General features: G+C 66.5%; 21 protein-coding genes. 10 read left to right on the plus strand and 11 right to left on the minus strand.

Annotated elements, in window-relative coordinates; translation table 11 throughout:
• The first annotated feature begins 185 nt into the window (after nt 1-185).
• From JWN03_RS44240 to JWN03_RS44250, 3 genes are all read left to right on the plus strand, one after another.
• Complete coding sequence (locus JWN03_RS44240) at nt 186-611, plus strand: hypothetical protein (protein WP_297628776.1); 426 nt, start codon at nt 186-188, stop codon at nt 609-611.
• 140 nt (nt 612-751) lie between these two features.
• Nucleotides 752-1669: a prephenate dehydratase gene (gene pheA, locus JWN03_RS44245; RefSeq protein ID WP_297628778.1), complete on the plus strand. Its 918-nt coding sequence runs from the start codon at nt 752-754 to the stop codon at nt 1667-1669.
• Nucleotides 1666-2328, plus strand: a complete 663-nt coding sequence (locus JWN03_RS44250; RefSeq protein WP_297628780.1) for a histidine phosphatase family protein — start codon at nt 1666-1668, stop codon at nt 2326-2328. Before pheA ends, JWN03_RS44250 begins: the two co-directional genes overlap by 4 nt.
• Before the next feature lie 223 nt (nt 2329-2551).
• On the opposite strand, the gene JWN03_RS44255 is transcribed toward JWN03_RS44250, so the two are convergent.
• The 6 genes from JWN03_RS44255 to JWN03_RS44280 form a co-directional block, all read right to left on the minus strand.
• Nucleotides 2552-3379, minus strand: coding sequence for an ESX secretion-associated protein EspG (locus tag JWN03_RS44255; protein WP_297628782.1), 828 nt, complete (start codon nt 3377-3379; stop codon nt 2552-2554).
• Nucleotides 3376-4560 carry a PPE domain-containing protein gene (locus JWN03_RS44260; RefSeq protein ID WP_297628784.1) on the minus strand — a complete coding sequence of 395 codons (1185 nt, stop codon included), beginning with the start codon at nt 4558-4560 and terminating at the stop codon, nt 3376-3378. The genes JWN03_RS44255 and JWN03_RS44260 overlap by 4 nt, the downstream gene beginning before the upstream one ends.
• 15 nt (nt 4561-4575) lie before the next feature.
• A complete protein-coding gene (locus JWN03_RS44265) occupies nt 4576-4887 on the minus strand; it encodes a PE family protein (RefSeq protein WP_297628786.1) in 312 nt (103 codons plus the stop codon).
• Between the two features lie 102 nt (nt 4888-4989).
• Nucleotides 4990-5343: a metallopeptidase family protein gene (locus tag JWN03_RS44270; RefSeq protein ID WP_297628788.1), complete on the minus strand. Its 354-nt coding sequence runs from the start codon at nt 5341-5343 to the stop codon at nt 4990-4992.
• Nucleotides 5344-5353: 10 nt separating this feature from the next.
• Nucleotides 5354-6397, minus strand: coding sequence for a septum formation family protein (locus JWN03_RS44275; RefSeq protein WP_297628790.1), 1044 nt, complete (start codon nt 6395-6397; stop codon nt 5354-5356).
• Between the two features lie 305 nt (nt 6398-6702).
• Nucleotides 6703-8292: a GMC family oxidoreductase gene (locus JWN03_RS44280; RefSeq protein ID WP_297628791.1), complete on the minus strand. Its 1590-nt coding sequence runs from the start codon at nt 8290-8292 to the stop codon at nt 6703-6705.
• Between the two features lie 350 nt (nt 8293-8642).
• Between JWN03_RS44280 and serS the strand changes: the two genes are divergently transcribed.
• From serS to JWN03_RS44295, 3 genes are all read left to right on the plus strand, one after another.
• Nucleotides 8643-9905: a serine--tRNA ligase gene (serS, locus tag JWN03_RS44285; protein ID WP_297628793.1), complete on the plus strand. Its 1263-nt coding sequence runs from the start codon at nt 8643-8645 to the stop codon at nt 9903-9905.
• A gap of 90 nt (nt 9906-9995) precedes the next feature.
• A complete protein-coding gene (locus tag JWN03_RS44290; RefSeq protein ID WP_297628795.1) occupies nt 9996-11864 on the plus strand; it encodes a putative bifunctional diguanylate cyclase/phosphodiesterase in 1869 nt (622 codons plus the stop codon).
• 69 nt (nt 11865-11933) lie between these two features.
• Nucleotides 11934-13355: an MFS transporter gene (locus JWN03_RS44295; RefSeq protein WP_297628797.1), complete on the plus strand. Its 1422-nt coding sequence runs from the start codon at nt 11934-11936 to the stop codon at nt 13353-13355.
• A gap of 39 nt (nt 13356-13394) precedes the next feature.
• Here the strand turns inward: JWN03_RS44295 and JWN03_RS44300 are convergent, their stop codons facing one another.
• The 3 genes from JWN03_RS44300 to JWN03_RS44310 form a co-directional block, all read right to left on the minus strand.
• Nucleotides 13395-14102, minus strand: a complete 708-nt coding sequence (locus JWN03_RS44300; RefSeq protein ID WP_297628799.1) for a hypothetical protein — start codon at nt 14100-14102, stop codon at nt 13395-13397.
• 82 nt (nt 14103-14184) lie between these two features.
• Nucleotides 14185-14619 (minus strand): PIN domain-containing protein, encoded by a 435-nt coding sequence (locus tag JWN03_RS44305; RefSeq protein ID WP_297628801.1) that lies wholly within the window; start codon nt 14617-14619, stop codon nt 14185-14187.
• A complete protein-coding gene (locus JWN03_RS44310) occupies nt 14616-14840 on the minus strand; it encodes a type II toxin-antitoxin system VapB family antitoxin (RefSeq protein ID WP_297628803.1) in 225 nt (74 codons plus the stop codon). Before JWN03_RS44310 ends, JWN03_RS44305 begins: the two co-directional genes overlap by 4 nt.
• An 81-nt stretch (nt 14841-14921) precedes the next feature.
• Here JWN03_RS44310 and JWN03_RS44315 point away from each other — a divergent pair, with 81 nt between their 5' ends.
• The 3 genes from JWN03_RS44315 to JWN03_RS44325 all read left to right on the plus strand — a co-directional run bounded on the left by JWN03_RS44315 (nt 14922) and on the right by JWN03_RS44325 (nt 17488).
• Nucleotides 14922-15863 (plus strand): DMT family transporter, encoded by a 942-nt coding sequence (locus JWN03_RS44315; RefSeq protein ID WP_297628827.1) that lies wholly within the window; start codon nt 14922-14924, stop codon nt 15861-15863.
• A 98-nt stretch (nt 15864-15961) separates the two neighbouring features.
• Nucleotides 15962-16993 carry a MauE/DoxX family redox-associated membrane protein gene (locus JWN03_RS44320; protein WP_297628805.1) on the plus strand — a complete coding sequence of 344 codons (1032 nt, stop codon included), beginning with the start codon at nt 15962-15964 and terminating at the stop codon, nt 16991-16993.
• A gap of 150 nt (nt 16994-17143) precedes the next feature.
• Nucleotides 17144-17488: a BP74-related protein gene (locus tag JWN03_RS44325; RefSeq protein WP_297628807.1), complete on the plus strand. Its 345-nt coding sequence runs from the start codon at nt 17144-17146 to the stop codon at nt 17486-17488.
• A 49-nt stretch (nt 17489-17537) separates the two neighbouring features.
• Here the strand turns inward: JWN03_RS44325 and JWN03_RS44330 are convergent, their stop codons facing one another.
• Both JWN03_RS44330 and JWN03_RS44335 read right to left on the minus strand, forming a co-directional pair.
• Complete coding sequence (locus JWN03_RS44330) at nt 17538-19076, minus strand: Rieske 2Fe-2S domain-containing protein (protein ID WP_297628809.1); 1539 nt, start codon at nt 19074-19076, stop codon at nt 17538-17540.
• Between the two features lie 44 nt (nt 19077-19120).
• A complete protein-coding gene (locus JWN03_RS44335; RefSeq protein WP_297628811.1) occupies nt 19121-19693 on the minus strand; it encodes a hypothetical protein in 573 nt (190 codons plus the stop codon).
• Between the two features lie 80 nt (nt 19694-19773).
• Here JWN03_RS44335 and JWN03_RS44340 point away from each other — a divergent pair, with 80 nt between their 5' ends.
• Nucleotides 19774-20523, plus strand: a complete 750-nt coding sequence (locus JWN03_RS44340) for a lysophospholipid acyltransferase family protein (protein ID WP_297628813.1) — start codon at nt 19774-19776, stop codon at nt 20521-20523.
• Nucleotides 20524-20537 lie beyond the last annotated feature (14 nt).

The following is a 20537-nucleotide window of genomic DNA, read 5'->3' on the forward strand; positions in this document are numbered from 1 at the left end:
GTCGAGGCCGGGCAGGGCCAGCATGGCGCTCTCGGCGTGGGCGCACGCGCTGTGCACGCGTTCGGCGGTTTCGGGCGCGACGACCGGTGCCGTATGTGGCATGCCAACCTCCAAATGAATTAGGTAAACCTAAGCTAAGTCAGAGTGTGATCTTGCGCAACCCGTTCACTCGCTACCGTTGACCCGTGCCGCACGATTCCGCCCCCGCCTCCGAACCGGTCCTGATGCAGCTGAGCGTCCCCGTCAAACCGGGCGTCCAGGGCATTACCGCCGGTCTCGTCCGTCCGATCACCGCCGATCCGAGCCTCGCCGAAATCCTCGATCTCGCCGCCGACGACGAGACCGTGTCCGAATTTCTCGTCCGAATCGCCCACAGCGACACCGGATTCGTCGCCCGCACCGACTCCGGTGACCGCGCCGTCGCGCTCATTGCCGCGACCGTGGCCGCCCTCATCGGCGACGACATCCGCGCCGCCCTGACCAAACCCGACATCGCCTTCCTGACCGGCCTGAAACCACCCGCCGTGGAAGCCCTCCGCACCGTCCTGCTCGCCATCGAAACCGATAACCCGGACGCCGTCACGAGTGCGCTAGCCGCCCTGGCCCTCTAACGGAAACCTCAAAGTTCGTGGCCCCCCCGGGTCTGGACTGACGGAGCGGGGGAGCGAAGCGGAGGAGCGGAGGAGGGAAGACCCGGGTAACAGGGCCGCGAACCCGCCGGAGCGGAGCGGAGGCAAGTTAGTGTTGAGCCGTGCCGCGTATCGCCTATTTCGGGCCGTCGGGAACCTTCACCGAGATGGCCCTCGCAAAACTCGAGTCCGCCGGAGCCTTCCGCGGGCCGGTCGAGCGTGTCCCCGCGCCGAGTCAGGGTGCCACCATCGAACTGGTGCGGGCCGGGCAGGTCGAGGGCGCGGTGGTGCCGATCGAGAGTTCGGTGGAGGGGTCGATCGCGCCGACGCTGGACGCGCTGGCGCTCGGGCCGCGGCTGCAGATCATTGCCGAGACCGAACTGGATGTGGCCTTCACGATTGTCGGGCGGCCCGGCATCGAACTGACCGATGTGCGCCGTATGGCGGCCTATCCGGTCGCGGCGGCCCAGGTGCGAATGTGGTTGGCGCACCGGCTGCCCGAGCTGGAGATGTACACCTCGGCGTCGAATGCCGCTGCGGCGGAGGATGTCGCTGCCGGGCACGCCGATGCCGCGGTCTCGACCGCACTGGCGGGGGAGCGGATGGGGCTGGCCGTGCTGGCTTCCGGTGTGGCCGACCACGATCAGGCGGTGACCCGGTTCGTGCTGGTCGCCCCGCCGCAGCCCGCCCCGCCGCGCACCGGTGCGGACCGGACGTCGTTCGTGCTGGAGCTGGTCAACGAGCCCGGTTCGCTCATGCGGGCCTTCGCCGAATTCGCCACCCGCGGCATCGATCTCACGCGTATCGAGTCGCGGCCCACCCGCACCGGTATGGGCACCTATCGGTTCTATCTGGACTGTGTCGGCCATATCGACGACACCGCGGTGGCAGAGGCGCTGAAGGCGTTGCACCGCACCGCCGCCCGGATCCGCTTCCTCGGATCCTGGCCGGCGACTTCGGCGTCCGGCACTCCGCCGCCCGCCGACGAACCCGCGGCGGCCTGGCTGGCCGATCTCAAGAAAGGGGTGGCCGACCTGTGACCGGCAAATTGATTCTGGTGCGGCACGGGGAGACCGAAGGCAATGTCGCCAAGCTGCTCGACACCCAGCTGCCGGGACTGCCGCTGACCGAACGCGGTGTGGCGCAGGCGAAAACCTTCGGCGCCACACTGACGACCCCGCCGCAGCGACTGTTCTCCTCGGAGGCCCTGCGCGCCCGCCAGACCGGCGGCTATATCGAGGCCGCCACCGGCACCCTGCTCGAGGTGCTGGAGGGATTGCAGGAAGTGCAGGTGGGTGAGCTGGAGGGCTTGAACACCCAGGATGCGCACGAGCAGTTCCAGGACGTCTACCACGCCTGGCATTTCGGCGATCTGAGCTCGCGGGCGCCCGGCGGTGAATCCGGTATGGAGGTGCTGGACCGGTACGTCCCGATCCTCGAGCGCCTGCGCGAGGACTATCTCGCCGATCCCGAAGCCGCCGACGTGATTCTGGTCAGCCACGGCGCGGCCATGCGCCTGATCTCCCGCGAATTAGCCGATGTCCCACGATCTTTCGCCGCCAACAACCACCTCGACAACACCGAAACCATCGAACTGGTCCCCTCCGCCGATGGCACTTGGGAATGCACCCGCTGGGGCAGCTACACCCCGCCCTTCGGCGAAGACACCGCCCCCACCGGCGACGACCCCATGGGCTGACCTGCAACGCAACGATTCGCGGCCCGGCCGGACCCACTCCGGGCCGGATGCGTCGCCCGGTACCTCGCTGGAGTGCAACGCCCCGTCATCCCGGCATGCTTTTGGCCGGAATCTACCGGTACTCAGTGGGCCGCTATGGATCCCGGCCAAAAGCGCGCCGGGATGACGAACGGTGCGCCGGGATGACGAATGGATTGGCTCAGCGGGGACGGAGTGTGGTCGGTCAGCCGGGGCGATGAGCCGGGAACTCTTGCCGCATAGGTAGTTCCGCAATCAGGTCTTGCAGCGCGGTGCGCAGGCGAGCCGGTGTGCCGGTGGAGAGGGATGTCCACATTGTCCCGTCGTCGGCGCGGCTGGCGGTGGCGAGGAAGCGGCCGTGCCGGGTGTTGAAGACGGCGATGTGGTTGTCCGCGGTGTCGCGGGTGCCGTCGCCGTAGACGACGCCGACGATCTCGGCGTGTGAGTGCACCTGGACCAGCGCTGCGGCAAGGGTTTTCGCATCGCGGGGCGGGTTACCCACCTGGGCGAGCCGCTGCGCGGTGCTGGTGGAGTCCCCGGCCTCGTCGAAGATCGGCGCCAATTCCGCGGTGGGAGCATTCATTCCGTCGAGGACGAGGGGTTCGGCCGGCCCGAGCGCCGCCATGAGCGTGCCCGCGAGATCATGTCCCGCCTCGTCGAGCACATACGACTGCGGTCCGCGCAGCGCGATCACTTCGATTTCGTCGCCCTTGGCGAGACAGCACCGATTGACCTGCCCGTCCACGTACCAGCGCAGCGCCACGACCCAGTGCGGCCGATACAGCACGCGCAGCCGTTCGGCCAGCTCCGGATGCACTTCTTCACCGTCGAGCAGCTCGCGCTCGGCCAGCGTCGAGGCGGCCGCCGTCATGGCCGCATCGTGGTCGGCGGCATTGTCGTAGCGCCCCATGGCATCGAGCATCACCGGCAGCTCGTCCAGCGCCAATGTCTCCTGGAGATACTGCATTTCGTCGAGAGACAGCGTGACCGCCCGCAGCAGGGACGGCCCACGGCCCGCACCGAGCACGGTCACCGATGGTCCGCGGGATCGCCGCCGATGACAGCGGGCGCAATGGCCCGCCCGTCGGCGAAATGCTCCACCGAGCGCCCGTAGTCGGTCCCGCCGTGCGTCTCGTCCTCGTCACTGTCGCCGTGATTGCCGAGCAGCGGGCTGGAGGAAGGCCGTACAGGCGCGCCGGTCGACGCATTCGGCGCCACGGCAACGGGTTCGGCAATGGGCGCGGCCGGCGGCGCGGCATTGACTGTGCCGCCGCCGATTCCGGCGCCCGCACCCCAGCCCTCGGGGAGTTTCAGTGTGCCGCCACCGTTTCCGATGCTCACACTGGAACCGCCGCCACCGAACGACACCGCACTCGTACTGAGTGCTGCACCGCCCGCTCCCGCGGCGGCCACTCCCGCCTCGGCGACGGACGGCAGATGCGTGCCGGGCCCCTGCGTCAGACCGTTGGCCACCGCCGTGAGCGCACTGCTCGCCACATTGCCCGCACTGGTCGCGCCGGTGGTGACCACCGTCCCGGCAACCTGCGCCGCCTGACTCATGGCACTGAGCACCGCGGGATTATTGGCAAGCCCGGCGGCCGCAGCCAGCGCCGCCTGAATGGGATCACCGGACCCGTCGCCGAAAGCATTGGCGCTGTTGGCAGATCCGGCGCCCATGGCGATCGGCGGCGGCATGAAGAATTGACCGGGCGTGGTCACCAGCGCGGTGGTGGCGGCCTCGTAGGTCTCCATGACCAGCGCCGCCCGAATATCGAGCGCCAGCTTGGCCGCCTCGGCCGCTTCGGCGGTGCCATTGAGCGCACCACCGCTGGAGTGCGCGGCCACCCGCGCCGCCTCGACGGCCGCGATCTCGGGCAGGCTCGGCATGATGATGGAGGCCACGGTGTACGCGGTCACATTGGCGGCGGCCTTGGCGGCCATAACCGCGGCCAGCACGCTCTGCTGTTCGGACCAGAGGGTGAAGCCGGTGAGCCGGGCCAGCACATTGAGCCCGTTCACGCCCTGCAGGCCGACCCCGACCTCCGCCATGACCCGGGCCACGGTGGTGGTGGCGTCGACCCAGGAGGCGGTGAGCCCGCCCCAGGCGGTGCCTGCGGCGGCGATCGGAACGGCGTGCGCGCCCGCGTTCAAGGTGACGGAGTTCAGTTCGGCCATGCGGGGCAGCCAGAACACCCCGGTGATTCCCAGCGTCATTTTCAGTGTTCCCCTCTACACCTGGATGGCGGCGATACCGGCGGCGCGCACCGCGTCCTGCACCAGATACTCGGCGAGCTGGCTGCGCAGGGTGGCGGCGGCGTGATGCAGTTCGAGGACGGCCTGCGCGGTTGCCCGATCGTGGCTCAGCGCAGCCTGATTGAAGTGTGCGGCGGCCAGGAAGGACACTTCCTCGGCCCCGGAAGGTATGACGTGGGTGGCCGGCGCGGTAACCGCGGACGCTAGCGAGAGCCGCTCGGCGAGCAGGTCCAACTCCACCGCAGCAGCGAGAACGACCTCCGGCTGCACGAGGACATGACCGACCATCAGCGAACTCCCTTTCCGAAGTCTTTCCCCCCGATGCCGAGTTTCCCCCCGACATCAAGATTGGACGCACCGGTTAGCTGATCGGTTCCCCGGGGTCTCGGATCAGCCCCATCCCAGCTCATGAAGGCGGTCGTCGTCAATCCCGAAGTAGTGCGCAATCTCGTGGATCACTGTGACGGCCACCTCGTGCACTACCTCTTCCTCGCTGTTGCATATGCCGAGGATGGAGTCGCGATAGATGGTGATGGTGTCGGGTAATGCGCCGCCGTAGTTGCTGAAGTCCCGATTGGTCAGCGGGATCCCGCGGTAGAGACCCAGCACCTGCCGTCCCTCGGCGCTGCGGGCTTCGATGAGAATCACCACATTGTTGATTGCCTCGGCGAATTCGCGAGGAACCAGGTCCAGTGCGTCGCCGACCAGTTCTTCGAACCGGTCGGCCGACATGGCGACCGCCATAGTTACCCGATCACCGCGGCTGTGGGATGACCGGCGGGGCCGCGCCCGGTAGCGGCGGCGGGGTGTAGCGGCCGTTGTTCGGCGGCGGCACGGGCGCCTGCCCGTCGATGAGCAGATCGCCACGGGCCGAACCGGTGATGGTCGCGAAGCCCTCCTGGTCCGCGCCCTTGCCGACCATGCAGTTGAGGCTCTGGCTACCGGCCAGCCAGCTGCGGGCGTCCAGGAAGTCCCAGAACAGGGTGAGCGTCTTGTTGCGCAGCGCGTCGGGAGAGCCGAGGTAGTCGGTGGAGTCCTTGCCGCACTGGTCCTCCATGACCTTGTCCTGGTCGTCCTTGGAGGGCGGTCCGCCGGGGAAGCGCGCGCCGAGATCCACGGTGGAGATGATCTCGAAGGCGTGCGGCTGCGCGCAGTCGACCGGATCGGTGGGCAGATTGCGGGCGATGCCGACGCAGGTGCCCACGTCGAAGATCTTGGACTGGTTGATATTCCGCACGCTGCCGGAGATCGGGTGGGTGGCGGTGCCCGCGCTGCCGGTGACCTGCAGGCCGCAGCGCAGCGTGCGCTCGCCCGCCTTCCAGCCGGCCTCGCCCGGATTGATCAGGCCGACCACGAACTTGCCACGCGGATCGAACTTGCCGCCGAGGTAGCCCTGTGCGGCGCTGACGCAGTGCTCATCGCGCAGCTCCGAGAAGCGCAGCGAATCGGGAAAGCGTGAGCCCGGCCCGAATTCGACGCCCGGGTACTTGCTCAGGTCGATATCCGCGGTGACCTCGAACAGATGCTTGCCGCCGCAGTCCACCTTCACCAGATCACTGGCATTGCCCTTGCTCCAGCTCAGGCAGTCGCCCTGCTTGGCGGTGCCGAAGGCCGCGCCCGCGACCGCACCGGTGGGCTGCGTGCCGCCCGGCGTATGCGCCTCCACCCGGTGGGAGTCGAAGCCCGAGATGACCATGGTGATGACCGCCGCCAGCACCGCCCCGATCGCGACGGCGAGCAGCCCCCAGCGCAATGTCGGCGCGGAAAGCGGACCGTCCTTGTCGAGCTTGGAGCTCAACTTGGACAGCGGTCCCGGCAGTCGCGACCTCTTGGAGCTCCCTCGCGGGGGACCATCGGTGCCTCCTTGCCGGGAACCGGAGGGTGACCGCGTTTGCCGTCCCGAAGTCGGCCAACCTGACTGTTCCGCAGGTGGCCACTCGGGCTGTTCTGGAGGCAACTGTTCGTCGGACATCGCGCTCCATCATGCAGTGTTTAATTTGCCTCCGCTACGCGCTGTGCCTAATTTGCCCTCCGCTTCGCTCCCCCGCTCCACTCAGTCCAGAACGAGACGGGCCACGAACTTTGAGTTGATGTCGCTGAGACTTACTGCGAGATGATGTCGGCGGCTTTCTCCCCGATCAGCACAGCGGGCGCATGTGTATGCCCGCGAGTGATGATCGGCATGACCGACGTATCGGCGATCCGCAGTCCCTCGACCCCGTGTACCCGCAGCTCCGGATCCACGACACCGGTGTGATCCGTGCTCATCCGGCACGTCCCCACCGGGTGGTACAGCGTGTGCGAATGGTGTTCGAGGCACCGCCGCAGCACATCCTCGATCGGCGTATCGGAGGGCAGCACAGGTTGCATGAGCTCGCCGATATGTTCCTTCAGCGCAGGCTGCGCGGCGATTTCGAGGCAGGTCCGCAGCCCGTTGAGCAGTGCGGTGCGGTCGGAGAATTCGGCACAGTAATTGGGATCGATGAGCGGTGCGGCGAACGGATCGGCCGAGGCCAGAGTAATGCTGCCGGTCGACAGGGGCTTGAGCAGAATCGCCGCGAAGGTGAGCGCGTGCCCGTCCGGATCGCCCAGTCCCTCCCCGATGTACGGCGCGGGCGCGAAGATCAGTTCCAGATCCGGCAGCCCGACATCGGGGTGGCTGCGCACGAATCCGTACGCCTCACCGACATTGGAGGTGAGCTGCCCGCGCCGCCGCACGAAGTAATTGGCGAGTTCGGGGATGCTCTTATCGGCGCCGTAGAGGCTGCCCGCCCGGGTCCGGTAGACGATGGGTGCGGCGAGATGATCGCGCAGATTCCGCCCGACCTCCGAATTATGGTGCAGCACAGGGATTCCGTGCGATTGCAGCTGTTCGGCGTCGCCGATGCCCGAGAGCATGAGCAGCTGCGGCGTATTGATCGCCCCGCCGGACAGCACGACTTCTCGTTTGGCGTGCAGCTGTTTGGTTTCCTCGCCGACCCGGTATTCGACGCCGACGGCGCGGTTGCCCTCGAACAGCACGCGGGTGACGTGCGCGTCGGTGACAATGGTGAGGTCCTGGTGTTTCTGCAGTGCCGGCCGCAGGTAGGCGTCGGCGGTGCTCCAGCGCGCCCCGCGCTTCTGATTCACCATGGTCTCGGTGAATCCCTGCGGCGCATCGAGATTGGCGCGTTCCACCGGGTATCCGGCTTCGGCCGCCGCGTTCAGGTACTGCTGGGTGAGCGGCCGCGGGCTGCGCTGCCGGGAGATGTGCAGCGGCCCGTCGACGCCTTCCCCGGATTCGGTCGCGCCCTCGACGGTTTCCATGCGCTGGAAGTAAGGGAGTACCTGCTCGAACGACCAGCCGGGTCCGCCGTATTCGGCCCATTCGTCGTAGTCGGCGGCGAAGCCGCGCACCCACATCATGGCGTTCATGGAGGAGGAACCGCCCAGCACTTTGCCGCGCGGCCAGTACACCTGGCGGTCGGCGAGCTCGGGTTGCGGTGTGGTGCGGTAGTTCCAGTCGTTGTCGCCCTCGAAGAGGTTCGCGAATCCGGCCGGGATGTGGATGAATTTGTCGCGGTCCGTGCTGCCGGCCTCGATGACGGCGACACTGACGCCTTGCCTTTCGCTCAGCCGCGCGGCCACTGCCGCCCCGGCGGATCCGGCGCCGACGACAATGAAATCGACTGTGCTCGGCATGTATTGGGGCATGGAGACTCCTCGGGAGAACTGGCGAGGGCCACGCGCACGGGCGCAGACGCGCTTCCGGCCGTGTCCATGCGCCCCACTCTGGTCGATGCCGCGCGCGGTGTCCCGCCAAACGAGGAATCCGCCGAAACTGCGGGCCCCCACCGCCAAATAACCCCACTTCAAGGTCGTGGCCCGCCCGGTTCTGGACTGAGTGGAGCGGGGGAGCGAAGCGGAGGAGCGGAGGGAGGGAAGAACCGGGTAACAGGGCCACGACCCGCCCGGAGCGAAGCGGAGGGCAAAATAGACACAGCCCCTCCTCCCCGAAGCAGAGGCAAAAAAAATCAGTTCCCCCTGCCCACTAGGCTGTTTCCATGATCGACCTTCGATTCCTGCGGGAGAACCCGGACGTGGTCCGCGCGTCGCAGCGGGCTCGCGGCGAGGACCCGGCCCTGGTGGACGCCCTGCTCGCGGCGGATGTGGCACGGCGCGCGGCTGTTGCCAATGCCGACGGCCTGCGTGCCGAGCACAAGGCACTCGGTAAGAAGGTCGGCAAGGCGTCTCCGGAGGAGCGCCCGGCACTGCTGGCCCAGGGCCAGGAGTACTCGGCCAAGGTGAAGGAGGCGGAGGCCGCGGAGAATGCCGCGGACGCCGTCCTGGATGCCGCGCAGCGCGCCCTGTCGAATGTGGTGCAGGAGGGTGCGCCCGCCGGCGGCGAGGACGATTACCTCGTGCTCGACCACATCGGCACCCCGCGGGAATTCGATTTCCAGCCCAAGGATCACCTGGAGTTGGGTGAATCGCTGGGCATCATCGATATGGAACGCGGCGCGAAAGTATCGGGCGCGCGTTTCTATTTCCTCACCGGATACGGCGCACTGCTGCAGTTGGGTTTGCTGCAGCTGGCCGCGCAGAAGGCCACCGCGAACGGTTTCACCATGATGATTCCGCCGGTGCTGGTGCGCCCGGAGATCATGGCGGGCACCGGTTTCCTGGGTCAGCATTCGGCCGAGATCTATCACCTCGAAGAGGATGATCTGTACCTGGTCGGCACCTCGGAAGTGCCGCTGGCGGGCTATCACTCGGGCGAGATCCTGGATCTCGCCGAGGGCGCCAAGCGTTATGCGGGCTGGTCGAGCTGTTTCCGTCGCGAGGCGGGCAGCTACGGCAAGGACACCCGCGGCATTATTCGCGTGCACCAGTTCGACAAGGTGGAGATGTTCGTCTACACCCGGCCGGAGGACGCCGATGCCGAGCATCTGCGCCTGCTGGCCTGGGAGCAGGAAATGCTCGCCGCCGTCGAGGTGCCGTATCGCGTGATCGATGTGGCGGCCGGTGATCTGGGCAGCTCGGCCGCGCGCAAATTCGATTGCGAGGCCTGGGTTCCGACCCAGCAGACCTACCGGGAACTCACCTCGACCTCGAATTGCACGACGTTCCAGGCGCGTCGCCTGAATGTCCGCTACCGGGACGAGAACAACAAACCGCAGACTGCCGCGACCCTGAACGGCACCCTGGCCACCACCCGCTGGATCGTCGCGATTCTGGAGAATCATCAGCAGGCGGACGGCAGCGTCCGCGTCCCCGCCGCTCTGGTGCCGTTCGTGGGTACCGAAGTGCTGAAGCCGATCCGCTGAATGCCGCGGATCGGCCGCGAACAGCCGAAGCGCAGCGAAGGCGAGCCAAACAGTGCGGCAAAAATCAACTCAGCGTTTAGGCTAGGCAGCGTGCGAGGAATCGGGTCTCGCGGCGATACCCGAACACGGGTGCGGGCGGCGTCGGCGCTGGCGACAGCAATGGTCATGGCTCGCACCACCGGGGCGTTCTACGTCATGGGTGGGGTGCTGGGACTGGTTATCACAGCCGTCGCCCCGGGTGATGAGGGAAATCGGCCGCTCGTCGGCAGTGCTGCTTTTGTTGCGCTTTTGCTCGGTCTCAGTCTGCTGATCTGGGGTCCGCGACTGCCGCATTCTGTCCATCACGTCTATGTGGCGATTGCGACGGTGCTGGTGACCGTTGCCGTGCACTGGTTCCCGAATACGGTCGGTGCGATCAGCCTGGCCGCGTTCTATGTCTTCGTGGCCACCGATGCGGCGATATTTTTCGCCTGGAAATGGCTGGGCGCGCATATAGCTTTCGCAGTGGTGTGCTGCCTGTGGGTGGTGCCTTCGCGTGGGCTGCCGTGGTGGTCGGGTCTGATTCCGGCGGGTATCACGGTCGGAATCGGCATTGTGGTCGGCATTCTCACGCGCATGGCCTCGGACGCGGATATCGATGTGCTGACCGGTCTGCTGAACAGGCGTGGTTTCGATCGGGCGCTGGCCAATGCCATCGGGCATGCCACCCGCACCGGTCAGAGCCTGTCGCTGGTGCTGGTCGACCTGGATCGCTTCCAGAAGATCAATGACCATCTCGGCCATCGCGCCGGTGATGCCGTGCTGCAGCGGGTCGGCGATACCTGGCAGAAACTGCTGACGCCGGAGCAGCGCCTGGCCCGTTATGGCGGTGACGCTTTCGCGGTGCTGCTGCCGAATTCGACCGAGCAGGCGGCGATTCTGCTGACGGAGCAATTGCGCGCCGCGGTGACCACCGGTTGTTCGGCCGGTGTGACCTCCTGGCAGCCGGGCGAATCCGGTTCACTGCTGGTCAGTCGCGCCGATGTGGGTCTGTACCGGGCCAAGCAGGCCGGACGTAATCGCACGGTGCTGGAGTCCTCGCGGCAGTTGCCGCTGGCGGTGGAGCTACGCGAGGCCATCGATCAGGGCACCCTGGACGTGCAGTATCAGCCGATCGTGAGCCTCTCCGACGGCGCGACCCGCGCGGTCGGGGTGGAGGCGCTGCTGCGCTGGTCGTCGCATGCCCAGCCGGATGTGACCACCGAGGGCCTGATCCGGGTGGCCGAGGAGTATGACCTCATCTCGGATCTGGACGAACTGGTGCTCCGCCGGGCCTGCGCGGACGCGACCCGCCTGCAGGAGACCTTCGCCCAGCTGGATCTGACCCTGAATGTGAATGTGAGCGGCCTGGAACTGGCCGAAACCGAGTACGCGGACCGGGTTTCCGGCATTCTCGCCGACACCGGCTGGCCGGCGAATCAGCTGGTCCTGGAGGTCACCGAGAGCGAGATCGCCGCCGAGTCGGAGACCGCCATCGCGAATCTGCACAAGCTCCGCGAGACCGGTGTGCGCATTGCCATCGACGATTTCGGCACCGGCTATTCGTCTTTGAGCCGTTTGGCTACCCTGCCCAGCGACATTCTGAAGGTGGATCAATCCTTCGTGGCCGCCATCCGCTCCGATTCCCCGGCTCCGCCGCTGCTCGGAGTCATTGCGGCACTGAGTAAATCGCTGGATCTGCAGGTGATCGCCGAGGGTGTCGAGACCGAGTATCAGGCGGCGGTGCTGACCGAGCTCGGTTTCGCGCTCGCCCAGGGCTACCACTACAGCGATTCGCATCCGGTGTCCGAGCTCATCAATGATCTGAACGACCGGCACGGCCTGGTCGGCGCGACCGTCCCCGATCACGAGCCGAACACCAATGGCTGGATTCCGCTCGACAATCCGTTTGACGGGGGCGTGCCCGGCGCGCAGAGTTGACCTATGCGCATGGTCGTCTACGCCTGTTGATCCCGGCTCTTCCCCCGAGGTAGCCGCCGCGCCGATCCGGTGCGCGGCCTCACCGTGCGTGCGGTGCTGTTCGCCTTCTCCGCGGACCTGATCCCGCTCTATGCCCTCTACGCCCTGCTCTTCGCCGATCACGGCCTGAGCACGGCACAGATCTCCTCGCTGCTGGCGATCTGGTCGGCCACCTCGTTCGTGCTGGAGGTCCCCTCCGGCGCCTGGGCCGATACGGTCTCCCGCCATGCCCTGCTGATCGGCTCGGCCGCCCTGCTGGTCGCGGCCTTCTCTGCCTGGACCCTCTTCCCGTCATACGCCGGTTTCGCCCTCGGCTTCGTCCTCTGGGGCGCCTCCGGTTCGCTCCGCTCAGGCACCTTCGAAGCCCTCCTCTACGACGAACTCGCCGCCCGCTCCGCCACCGCGTCCTATCCTCGCATCACCGGTTACGTACGCGCCGCCGCGGAATCCGGTGCGCTGGTGGGCATCCTGGCGGCGGCCCCGCTGTACGCCTGGGGCGGGTACGCCCTGATCGGCTGGTCGAGCGTGGCCATCGCCGCAGTGCACATGTGCACCGCCGCAGCGCTCCCCAGGGCTCCGAAGTCTGTGTCCGCCAGGGATATCGAGGAGCTGACAGACCGGTGCCCACCTGACGACGATGTGCTCCCGCCCGCCACGAGCCCCCCTCTCCCCTCCGGTGGAAGTCATCCGCACAGTTTCGATGGGGCTCAGCCGCCTCTTTCCGGTGGGAGTCATCCGCTCTCTCCCGACAGGGGCCAGTCGCTTCGGCCCGCTGCGAGTCAGCCCTTGCCGCACGGTGGCGCTGAATTGCTTCAATCCGGAGGCGACCCTGCCGGCGCCCGGGCGGGTGTGCGCTACCTGCACATGCTGCGCTCCGGCCTGCGAGAGTCCCTGCGGGTCCGCATGATTCGCCGAGGTCTGGTGCTCGCCGCCATGCTGAACGGCATTACCGCCTTCGACGAGTACTTCGCTCTGCTGGCGGGCAATGCCGGTGTCGCACCGTCGATTACGCCATTGCTGGTCGGTCTGACGGTGGCGGGTGGTCTGGCAGGCACCGCCCTGGCGGGCCGTACCGAGAGTATGCGTCCGCGCACGATGGCCGCTGCCCTCTTCCTGGGCGGTGTGCTCTTCATCGGCGGCGCACTGCTCGCCGGTCTCGCTGCCGGTCACCCCAACGCTGTGTATCTCCTGACAGGCGTGGGCTTTTCGGCGATCGGCGCGGCCTACGGCATCGACTACAACGCCGAGGTGGTGGCCGCCGCCCGCCTGCAGGACGCCATCGAGGGCCCCGCGCGTGCCACGGTGACCTCCGTCGGCGGCTTCCTCACCGAGCTGATGGCCTTGGCCGTCTTCGGGTTTGTGGGCGTGGCTTCGGTGTGGCTGCCGATCCCGCCGACGGTTGCGCTGCTGGGCGTGCCGCTACTGGTCATTGCCGCCCTGATTCCGTCCTGATTGCCTGCCCGGCGAAACGGCGCGGCGGTCGAGCCCGGACTACACGACGGAGGGCCGGTCGAGGCTGGACCATAGCGGCCGCCCCTGCTCGGCGAACCGTCGTGCCAGCTCCCGGCAGGCGGCGGCCTCACCCATCGAATTGTGCACGCAGAACCGGCCTTCCGCGACGGTCAGCAGCTTCACATTGACCAGCCGAATCTCCGAGAGCGGCCCGGCCACGGCGGCGGGCACCTCGGTGTCGGTCAGTCCGGCCATCACGATCACCGTGCTGTTGTCGTCGAGATAGGTCCCCGCGACCTGCTCGGGAATCCGGGCATCGGCGAGTTCGATGGTGATGAGTCCGTCCCGTGCGATCGTGTCGGGGACTTCGAAACCGTACTGGGCCACCAGATTCGAGACGGTCATGACCGTCTGGCCGAGCCAGGACACGGCGGCCGTCATGGTGTCGCTGTCCGCGGGCAGGTCGGCGGAGATGCCGAACACCTCGACCTCGTATCCGTTCGTCGGCCGCGCCCCGTTCCAGGCCATCGGGTCGGCCAGCCCGCTGCTGGCCACCAGCAGCCCCTCATCGCGGCGCGCGATGGTGAGAGCCTGCCGGAACGCCGGCCAGCTGGGCCCGTCGATGAATGCGGGATTGATCAGATTGGCGATCATGTCCGTGCCGAGCCGCCCCCAGGAATTCCAGGCGTCATCGAGGACCCGATAGGTCTCGGCATCGTGCACATCCCCGAGGGCGGATTCGCTCACGCCCCGACCGTAACGGACAAACCTCCCACACCTATAACCCTCATCCCGTAATCCAATCCACCCCAACAACTCCCACCAGTCGTTACGGGCCGTCGGGGGATTCGTACGGCCCGTCGTGCACATTGAGTTGTCGGAGCTCGGTCGCCAGCCGCGCTGCTGTCACGAAACCGGAGTCATCGTGGATGACAGCCAGTCCGTGATAGGCGGCTGTTGCACTGATCTGCAGATCGATGGCAGACAGGCACTGGTGGTTGCCATTTTCCGCTGCGCGCCACTGCAAGCCGGCGATCCAGGGCCCCGCCGACTTCGGAACGGTGACGTCTCTGTAGAGCGCGTCGAACATCGCGCAGTAGTCGGCGTATTCCTTCAGGTTTCGGGCCGACCGGAGAAATTCGATGCGCTGCGGATAGCAGGAGTGCACCTCACCCGCGACGACTGGGTCCCGCCACAGATCGGAGAGTTTCGGATCACGCAGAATGCGCCACAGCGCCGAGGAATCGAGCAGGTATCCGATCACTGCGGCCGGCGCTCCTTGTCTGCCTGGTGTGCGGCTTCAGCGCCTTCGAGGTCCCAGTCCTGTGCCAGCTGGAAATAGCGATCGTAGGCAGTCGCTCGGGACAACCGGTCGTTGTACTCCCGCAGTGCAGCCGCAACGGCGGCTGTCTTCGTTCGGTGTCCGCCGAGCTTCTTGGCCTGTTCGAGAGCTTCGTCATCAATCTCGATATGGGTTAGCGACATCTCGCCCTCCTGTACATAAATGATGCACCAGCCTTGTCAATATTGTACATAGCCCGTGTTGGGGTGGAGAATCAATCGGTGATGTGGCGGCGGGTGGGGTTGGTGCTGGGGGGTTGTATCGGCGCGGGGGTGGCGGTGCAGGCGCGGGTGAACGGGGTGCTCGGGGAGCGGTTGCATGATGGGGTTGCGGCGGCGGTGATCAGTTTCGGGGTCGGGTTGCTGTTGGTGGGGGTCGGGTGTGTGTGCAGTGGCCGGTTGCGGGCGGGGGTCGGGCGGGCGTGGGTGGCGTTGCGGGCGGGGGAGTTGCGGTGGTGGCAGCTGCTGGGTGGATTGTGTGGGGCGTTCTTTGTTGCGTGCCAGGGGCTTACGGTGGCGGCGATCGGGGTTACCGCATTCACGGTGGCGGTGGTGGCGGGACAGTTGACGAGCAGTTTGGTGGTGGATCGGCTGGGGCTGGGGCCGCGAGGCCGGACGCCGGTGACGCTATTGCGGTCCGTGGGAGCGGGATTGGCCTTGGCGGCGGTGCTCGTATCGGTCATCGGGCGAACCGCGGGGGCCGATGGTCTTTCGGCGCCGGAGGCATTCCGGGGTAGCCCGCACGCACTGCTGATCCTGCTGCCGCTGATCGCCGGGGTGGGGACGGCGTGGCAGCAGGCGGTGAACGGCCGGGTCGGCGCGGTGGGCGGCCCGCAGTCGGCGACGCTCGCCAATTTCGTGACCGGTTTGGCGGCGCTACTACTGGTCGAGGCCGTGGTGGTGGCCGGGAGTGGTTGGCCGAGCGGCTTTCCCAGCGAGCCGTGGCTGTATCTCGGTGGTGCCATCGGGGTGGTGTTCATCGCCCTGGCGGTTGTGGCGGTGCGGTGGATCGGAGTGCTGCTGCTCGGGCTCACCTCCGTGGCGGGTCAGCTGTTGATGTCGCTGCTGCTGGATGTGGTCGCGCCGACCGGTGCGGGAGTCTCCGCGCTGGAGGTGGCCGGTTGCGCACTCACCTTCGTGGCGGTGACGGTGGCCGCTCGCACTTGACCGAACGGTCGGTGTGCTTCTCGCCGGCCTGAACCTCTTCGAAAACTGTTCGTGCCATTATGGTTTGGGCCTCCGCCGAGCTGTGTCATCGTGCGAATATGACCATCGAATACGGGGTGTGGGGGCTACGGCTGGCGCTCGGTGTGGTGTTCGGGCTGTCGGCGGCAGGCAAGTTCGCCGATCTGTCCGGAACGCGGAAGGCAGTGGGGGAGTTCGGTATTCCGATTCGCTGGGTGCCCGCCGCGGCGTGGGCGCTGCCGGTGGTGGAAGCGCTGGTCGCGGTGGGATTGTTGCCGCCGTGGACGGCTGCGGCCGCCGCGCTGGTGGCGGTGGGGCTGCTGCTGGTTTTCACCGCAGCGGTCGCGCTGCTGCTACGACGCGGTAAGCATCCCGCGTGCTCGTGTTTCGGTGCGGCGAGTTCCGCGCCCATCGGGGTGCGCACACTGGTCCGCAATGCCGTGCTGATCCTGCTGGCGGCAGTCGCAGTGGTTGGCGCGCTGCGGTATTCGCGTATCCCCGAGGTGCTGCCGGTGGATCGTGCCGTCGGCATGGCGGTGGTGGCCGTCTTCACTGCCGTATCGATATGGCTGTGGGGCGAGGTGCGGGTATTGCGCCGGCGGTTGGACCAGCAGGCACTGTCGACCCTCGGCGCGGAGGGTCTGCCGCCGGGCGCGGTCGCCCCCGAGTTCGAGCTGCTCAGCGTCGCGGGCGGCCGGACGAGCCTCGCTGAGCTGCTGGCGCCGGGCCGCTACCTGCTCATGGTCTTTGTGCATCCCGGTTGCGAGATGTGCGCCGCGCTGGCGCGTGAGCTGCCGCGCTGGCAGTCGCGCACCAGGCAGGCGCTGACCATTGCGGTAGTCGGCAATGGTGAGGTCCCGGCGCACGAAGTGTGGGGCCGCGAGCAAGGTTTGGGTGATATCCCGGTCCTGGTGCAGCAGGGCAATGAGGCCGCACTGCGCTATCGGGTGCGGGGTACCCCGTCGGGCGTGCTGATCACGGCGGAGGGTCGGTTGGCAGCGCCGGTGGCGCGGGGTGCGATGGCAATTCGCGATCTGATTCAGATCGCGAAACATGAGTCCGGACAGGCGATTACAAGCGAGAACGGACAAACGGTATCAAATACCGCTTAGATGATCTCGCCCAGGATCTTCTGTGGGCAACAAACGGCGCGGTATTGCAAATCCCTTATCGCACAATCTATTTCGGCATGTGCGAATGTCCGGTCTGTCTACCATGGAGTGGCTAGGTTCCATCCCACCCGATCCGATCAGGGGACGATAATGACGGACTTCGCATTCACCGATTACTCAGGTAAAGAATTCGTTATTCGGCTGACGAACGAGCAGCGCATTGCCGAGGCGCGCCGGATCCTGTCCGGCGATGAGCAGATGTCGACCCACGTCATGGGCCGAATCCGCAAGCAGCAGGCCGATTACAACCCGGGCTGGGACTTCTACCTCGATCCGGACACGATCAGTTTCTTCACCGTGGCCATCGAGGTCTGCGACTCCAGCATCGAATACGCCAACGACCATCTCGACGAGGCCTGTGGCGCATTCCTGCCGGGCTGCTTCTGGTGTCCGTGGTCATCACGGCTCACCCGCGAGTTGACCGCTACCCGCTGAAATCCCACCCCTGTTCGGCCGGTCCACCCGGTGGACCGGCCGAATCATGTCAGAGCTTGCGCGAGCGGAGCTCATGCCCCTTCGAGGTCTTGCACCGCCCGGATTCCAGATCCCACTGCCACCCGTGCAGATTGCAGGTCAGCGTATTGCCCTCCACCACACCGAATTTCGACAGATCGGCCTTGAGGTGCGGGCAGCGCCGCTGTATTTCCCAGCCCTCGAGTTCCGTCGACGCCGAATCATCGTGCGCCTCGGAGAACCAGCCGTCGGCATAGGCGATGCGCTCATCGGTGAGGCATTTGAAGAAGGTGTAGAGGAATTCGTTGTATCCGCCGATGCGCCAGGTGGTGAAGCGGGTCGACAGGAAGATGGTGTTGACCCAGTCGGGCTCGTTATCACGCAGCACGGTGCGTACCAGCTGCGGGTCGATACGGAACCCGTAGCGCTGCTTGCCTTCTCCGTCGATCGGCGCGCGCACGATGCGCTTGGGGAAGTCCAGCACCACGGTCTCGTCACCCAGAACCAGGGCGACCGAGTAGCCGATGCCGTCGCAGATGAGGTCGCTCTGCGCCATGATCGGCTCGAACAGCTCTTGCAACTGCGGCAGTAGCGGTCCTGCTCCCGTTGCCCAGGAAGCCTTTTCGGCGGCGAGCACGGGCGCCATACGTTCCGCCATAGCGGCGATATAGGCGGCCTTGTCGCCGTAGACGGTGTCCGGATCGACCGGATGCGTCAGCGCCGAGAGTTCCTTACCGCGCAGATCGGCGGTCGAGCCGGGCAGCATGAGCAGCCCGCCCTCGTTGCCGTGGATCCGCATCTGCTCCAGGAACACGATCTGATCGGGGAAGATATTGCCTTCGTCGCCGCGATCGTCATTGAGATAACGCAGTTCGTCGTCGAGGAACACCGGCGGCCCGGCGGACGGCACCACCCAGGTGGCCCCGACCTGTTCGATATAGGACCGGCACCGGTCCATACCGCGCTGCCGCTTCTGCTTGCCGAAGTTGGACTTGGTCTTGGCCGGAATGTCGTAGACCATCGGGTACCAGATGGCCCCGGAGTACTGCAGCAGGTGGATATCCACATGCCCGAACGAATCGTGCAGCACATCCATATCGACGGGCCGGGCGTCGTTCATGTTGAAGCACACGGTTTCACCGTCGGCGATGACGATGCCGGAGTCGCCGATCGGCCCGTCGGCGGGCGCGCGCAGCGCGATGATCATGATGTCGAGCTCGCCGCCCGGACCCGTGATCGTGTGCTTGACCGAATCCTCGGTCTCGAAGAACTTGTGGAAGCCGAGCGCCTCGAGCTCCCGCTTCAGATCCGGCACCGGATAGTCCGGCAGCAGGACGGTGGTGTCCTTATTGACCTTGTCCGCCAAATGCTTCGCGTCGAAGTGATCGCGGTGCAGGTGCGATACGTACAAGAAATCGCAGTTGCCGAGGTCGTCCCAATCCAACTGCGTATTGTCCGGGAACGGGAACCAGGACGCGAAATACGCCGGGTTGACCCAGGGATCGCACAGGATCGTCCCCGCTGCGGTTCGAATATGGAATCCGGCGTGTCCGACGCTGGTGATCTGCACGAGCTGCTTCCTCCTCGACCGTTACCAGCCACCCAGCGTACTGGCTACTCCGAGACGTCGCCGATGCAGTAACCCTCGGTGCCGGACTTCAGGGTGAATGTCCGGTTTTGCGTGTTTCCGGCACGGTCCGTGACGGATGCGGTGACGCTGATATAGCCGTCACGGGGCAATTCGGCCTTGATCGATTCCTCCGCGAAGGACTTCAGACGCGGGAGGCCGGCCGGATTCGCGGCGAGCGGTGGGGTGGTGAGAGTGCCGGTGCCGTCCGGATCCCAATCGCGCGGAGTCGCGGCGCAGACCAGCGGATTCCCGCTCGCTTGATCGACTGGACTCCCGATCGACCTGGACAGATAGCGCCGGACCGTGGCGACGGCAGCGACGGCGTCGGGGTCGGGTTCGGCGGGCGCGGAGGTGCTCGGCGGCGCGGGGGCGATGGTCACCGTGGTGGTCGCCGCGGTGGTCGACACCGCAGGTCTATCGGATTTCGCGCTGTAGTCGGTGCCCTCGATGCCGACATTCGAATCGCAACCGGCGCCGAGGCAGGCGATCGCCACTGCGGCACTTCCGATCAGTCCCCTGCGGAGGGTTTCACGCAGTCCTGTTCGGGTGTTTTCCACTCGGACGAACCTCTTTCGTGTCTTCGGGTGTTGCCTGGGTCACTGGTGCTCGCCGGCGTTGCGACTACGCTAGCGGAATTGTGGAACCCGTCTACTTCCCGATCATCGGGCTGGCTCGCACCGTCTTCGCGCTGCAGGGTCTGAAGTTCACTGTCACTGGCGACGAAAATATCCCGGCGAACGGTGGTGCGGTCATCGCGATCAACCACACCGGGTACATGGACTTCACGTATGCGGGCCTGCCTGCGCGTACGACGAAGCGCTATGTCCGTTTCATGGCGAAGAAGGAGGTTTTCGACAATGCTGTCTCGGGCCCGGTCATGCGGGCGCTCAAGCATATTCCGGTCGATCGCGCCGCCGGGGCGGACTCGTACCACGAGGCCGTGAATCGGCTGCGCTCCGGCGAGCTGGTCGGCGTCTACCCCGAGGCCACCATCAGCCGCAGTTTCGAGTTGAAGGAATTCAAGTCGGGCGCGGCACGCATGGCGATCGAGGCGAATGTCCCGATCATCCCGATGGTCATCTGGGGTGCGCAGCGGGTGTGGACCAAGGGCTATCCGAAGCGCCTGGGTCGCACCAATACCCCGATCTCCATCGAGGTCGGCGTGCCCATCCCGCCGTCGGAGCCGGCCTCCGCCCTGACGGAACAGCTGCACGCCAGCATGTCGGCCATGCTCCTGAACGTGCAGCAGGACTACGTACACGAACAGGGCGCGTACTGGGTTCCCGCCCGGCTGGGCGGCAGCGCGCCGACCCTCGAGGAGGCGAATGCCCTCGACGTCGCCGAGGCCGAGGAAAAGGCCGCCCGTCGCGCGCAGAGCAGCGAATAACACTCGCGAATCGT

Source organism: Nocardia sp. (assembly GCF_025465275.1).
GTDB lineage: Bacteria > Actinomycetota > Actinomycetes > Mycobacteriales > Mycobacteriaceae > Nocardia.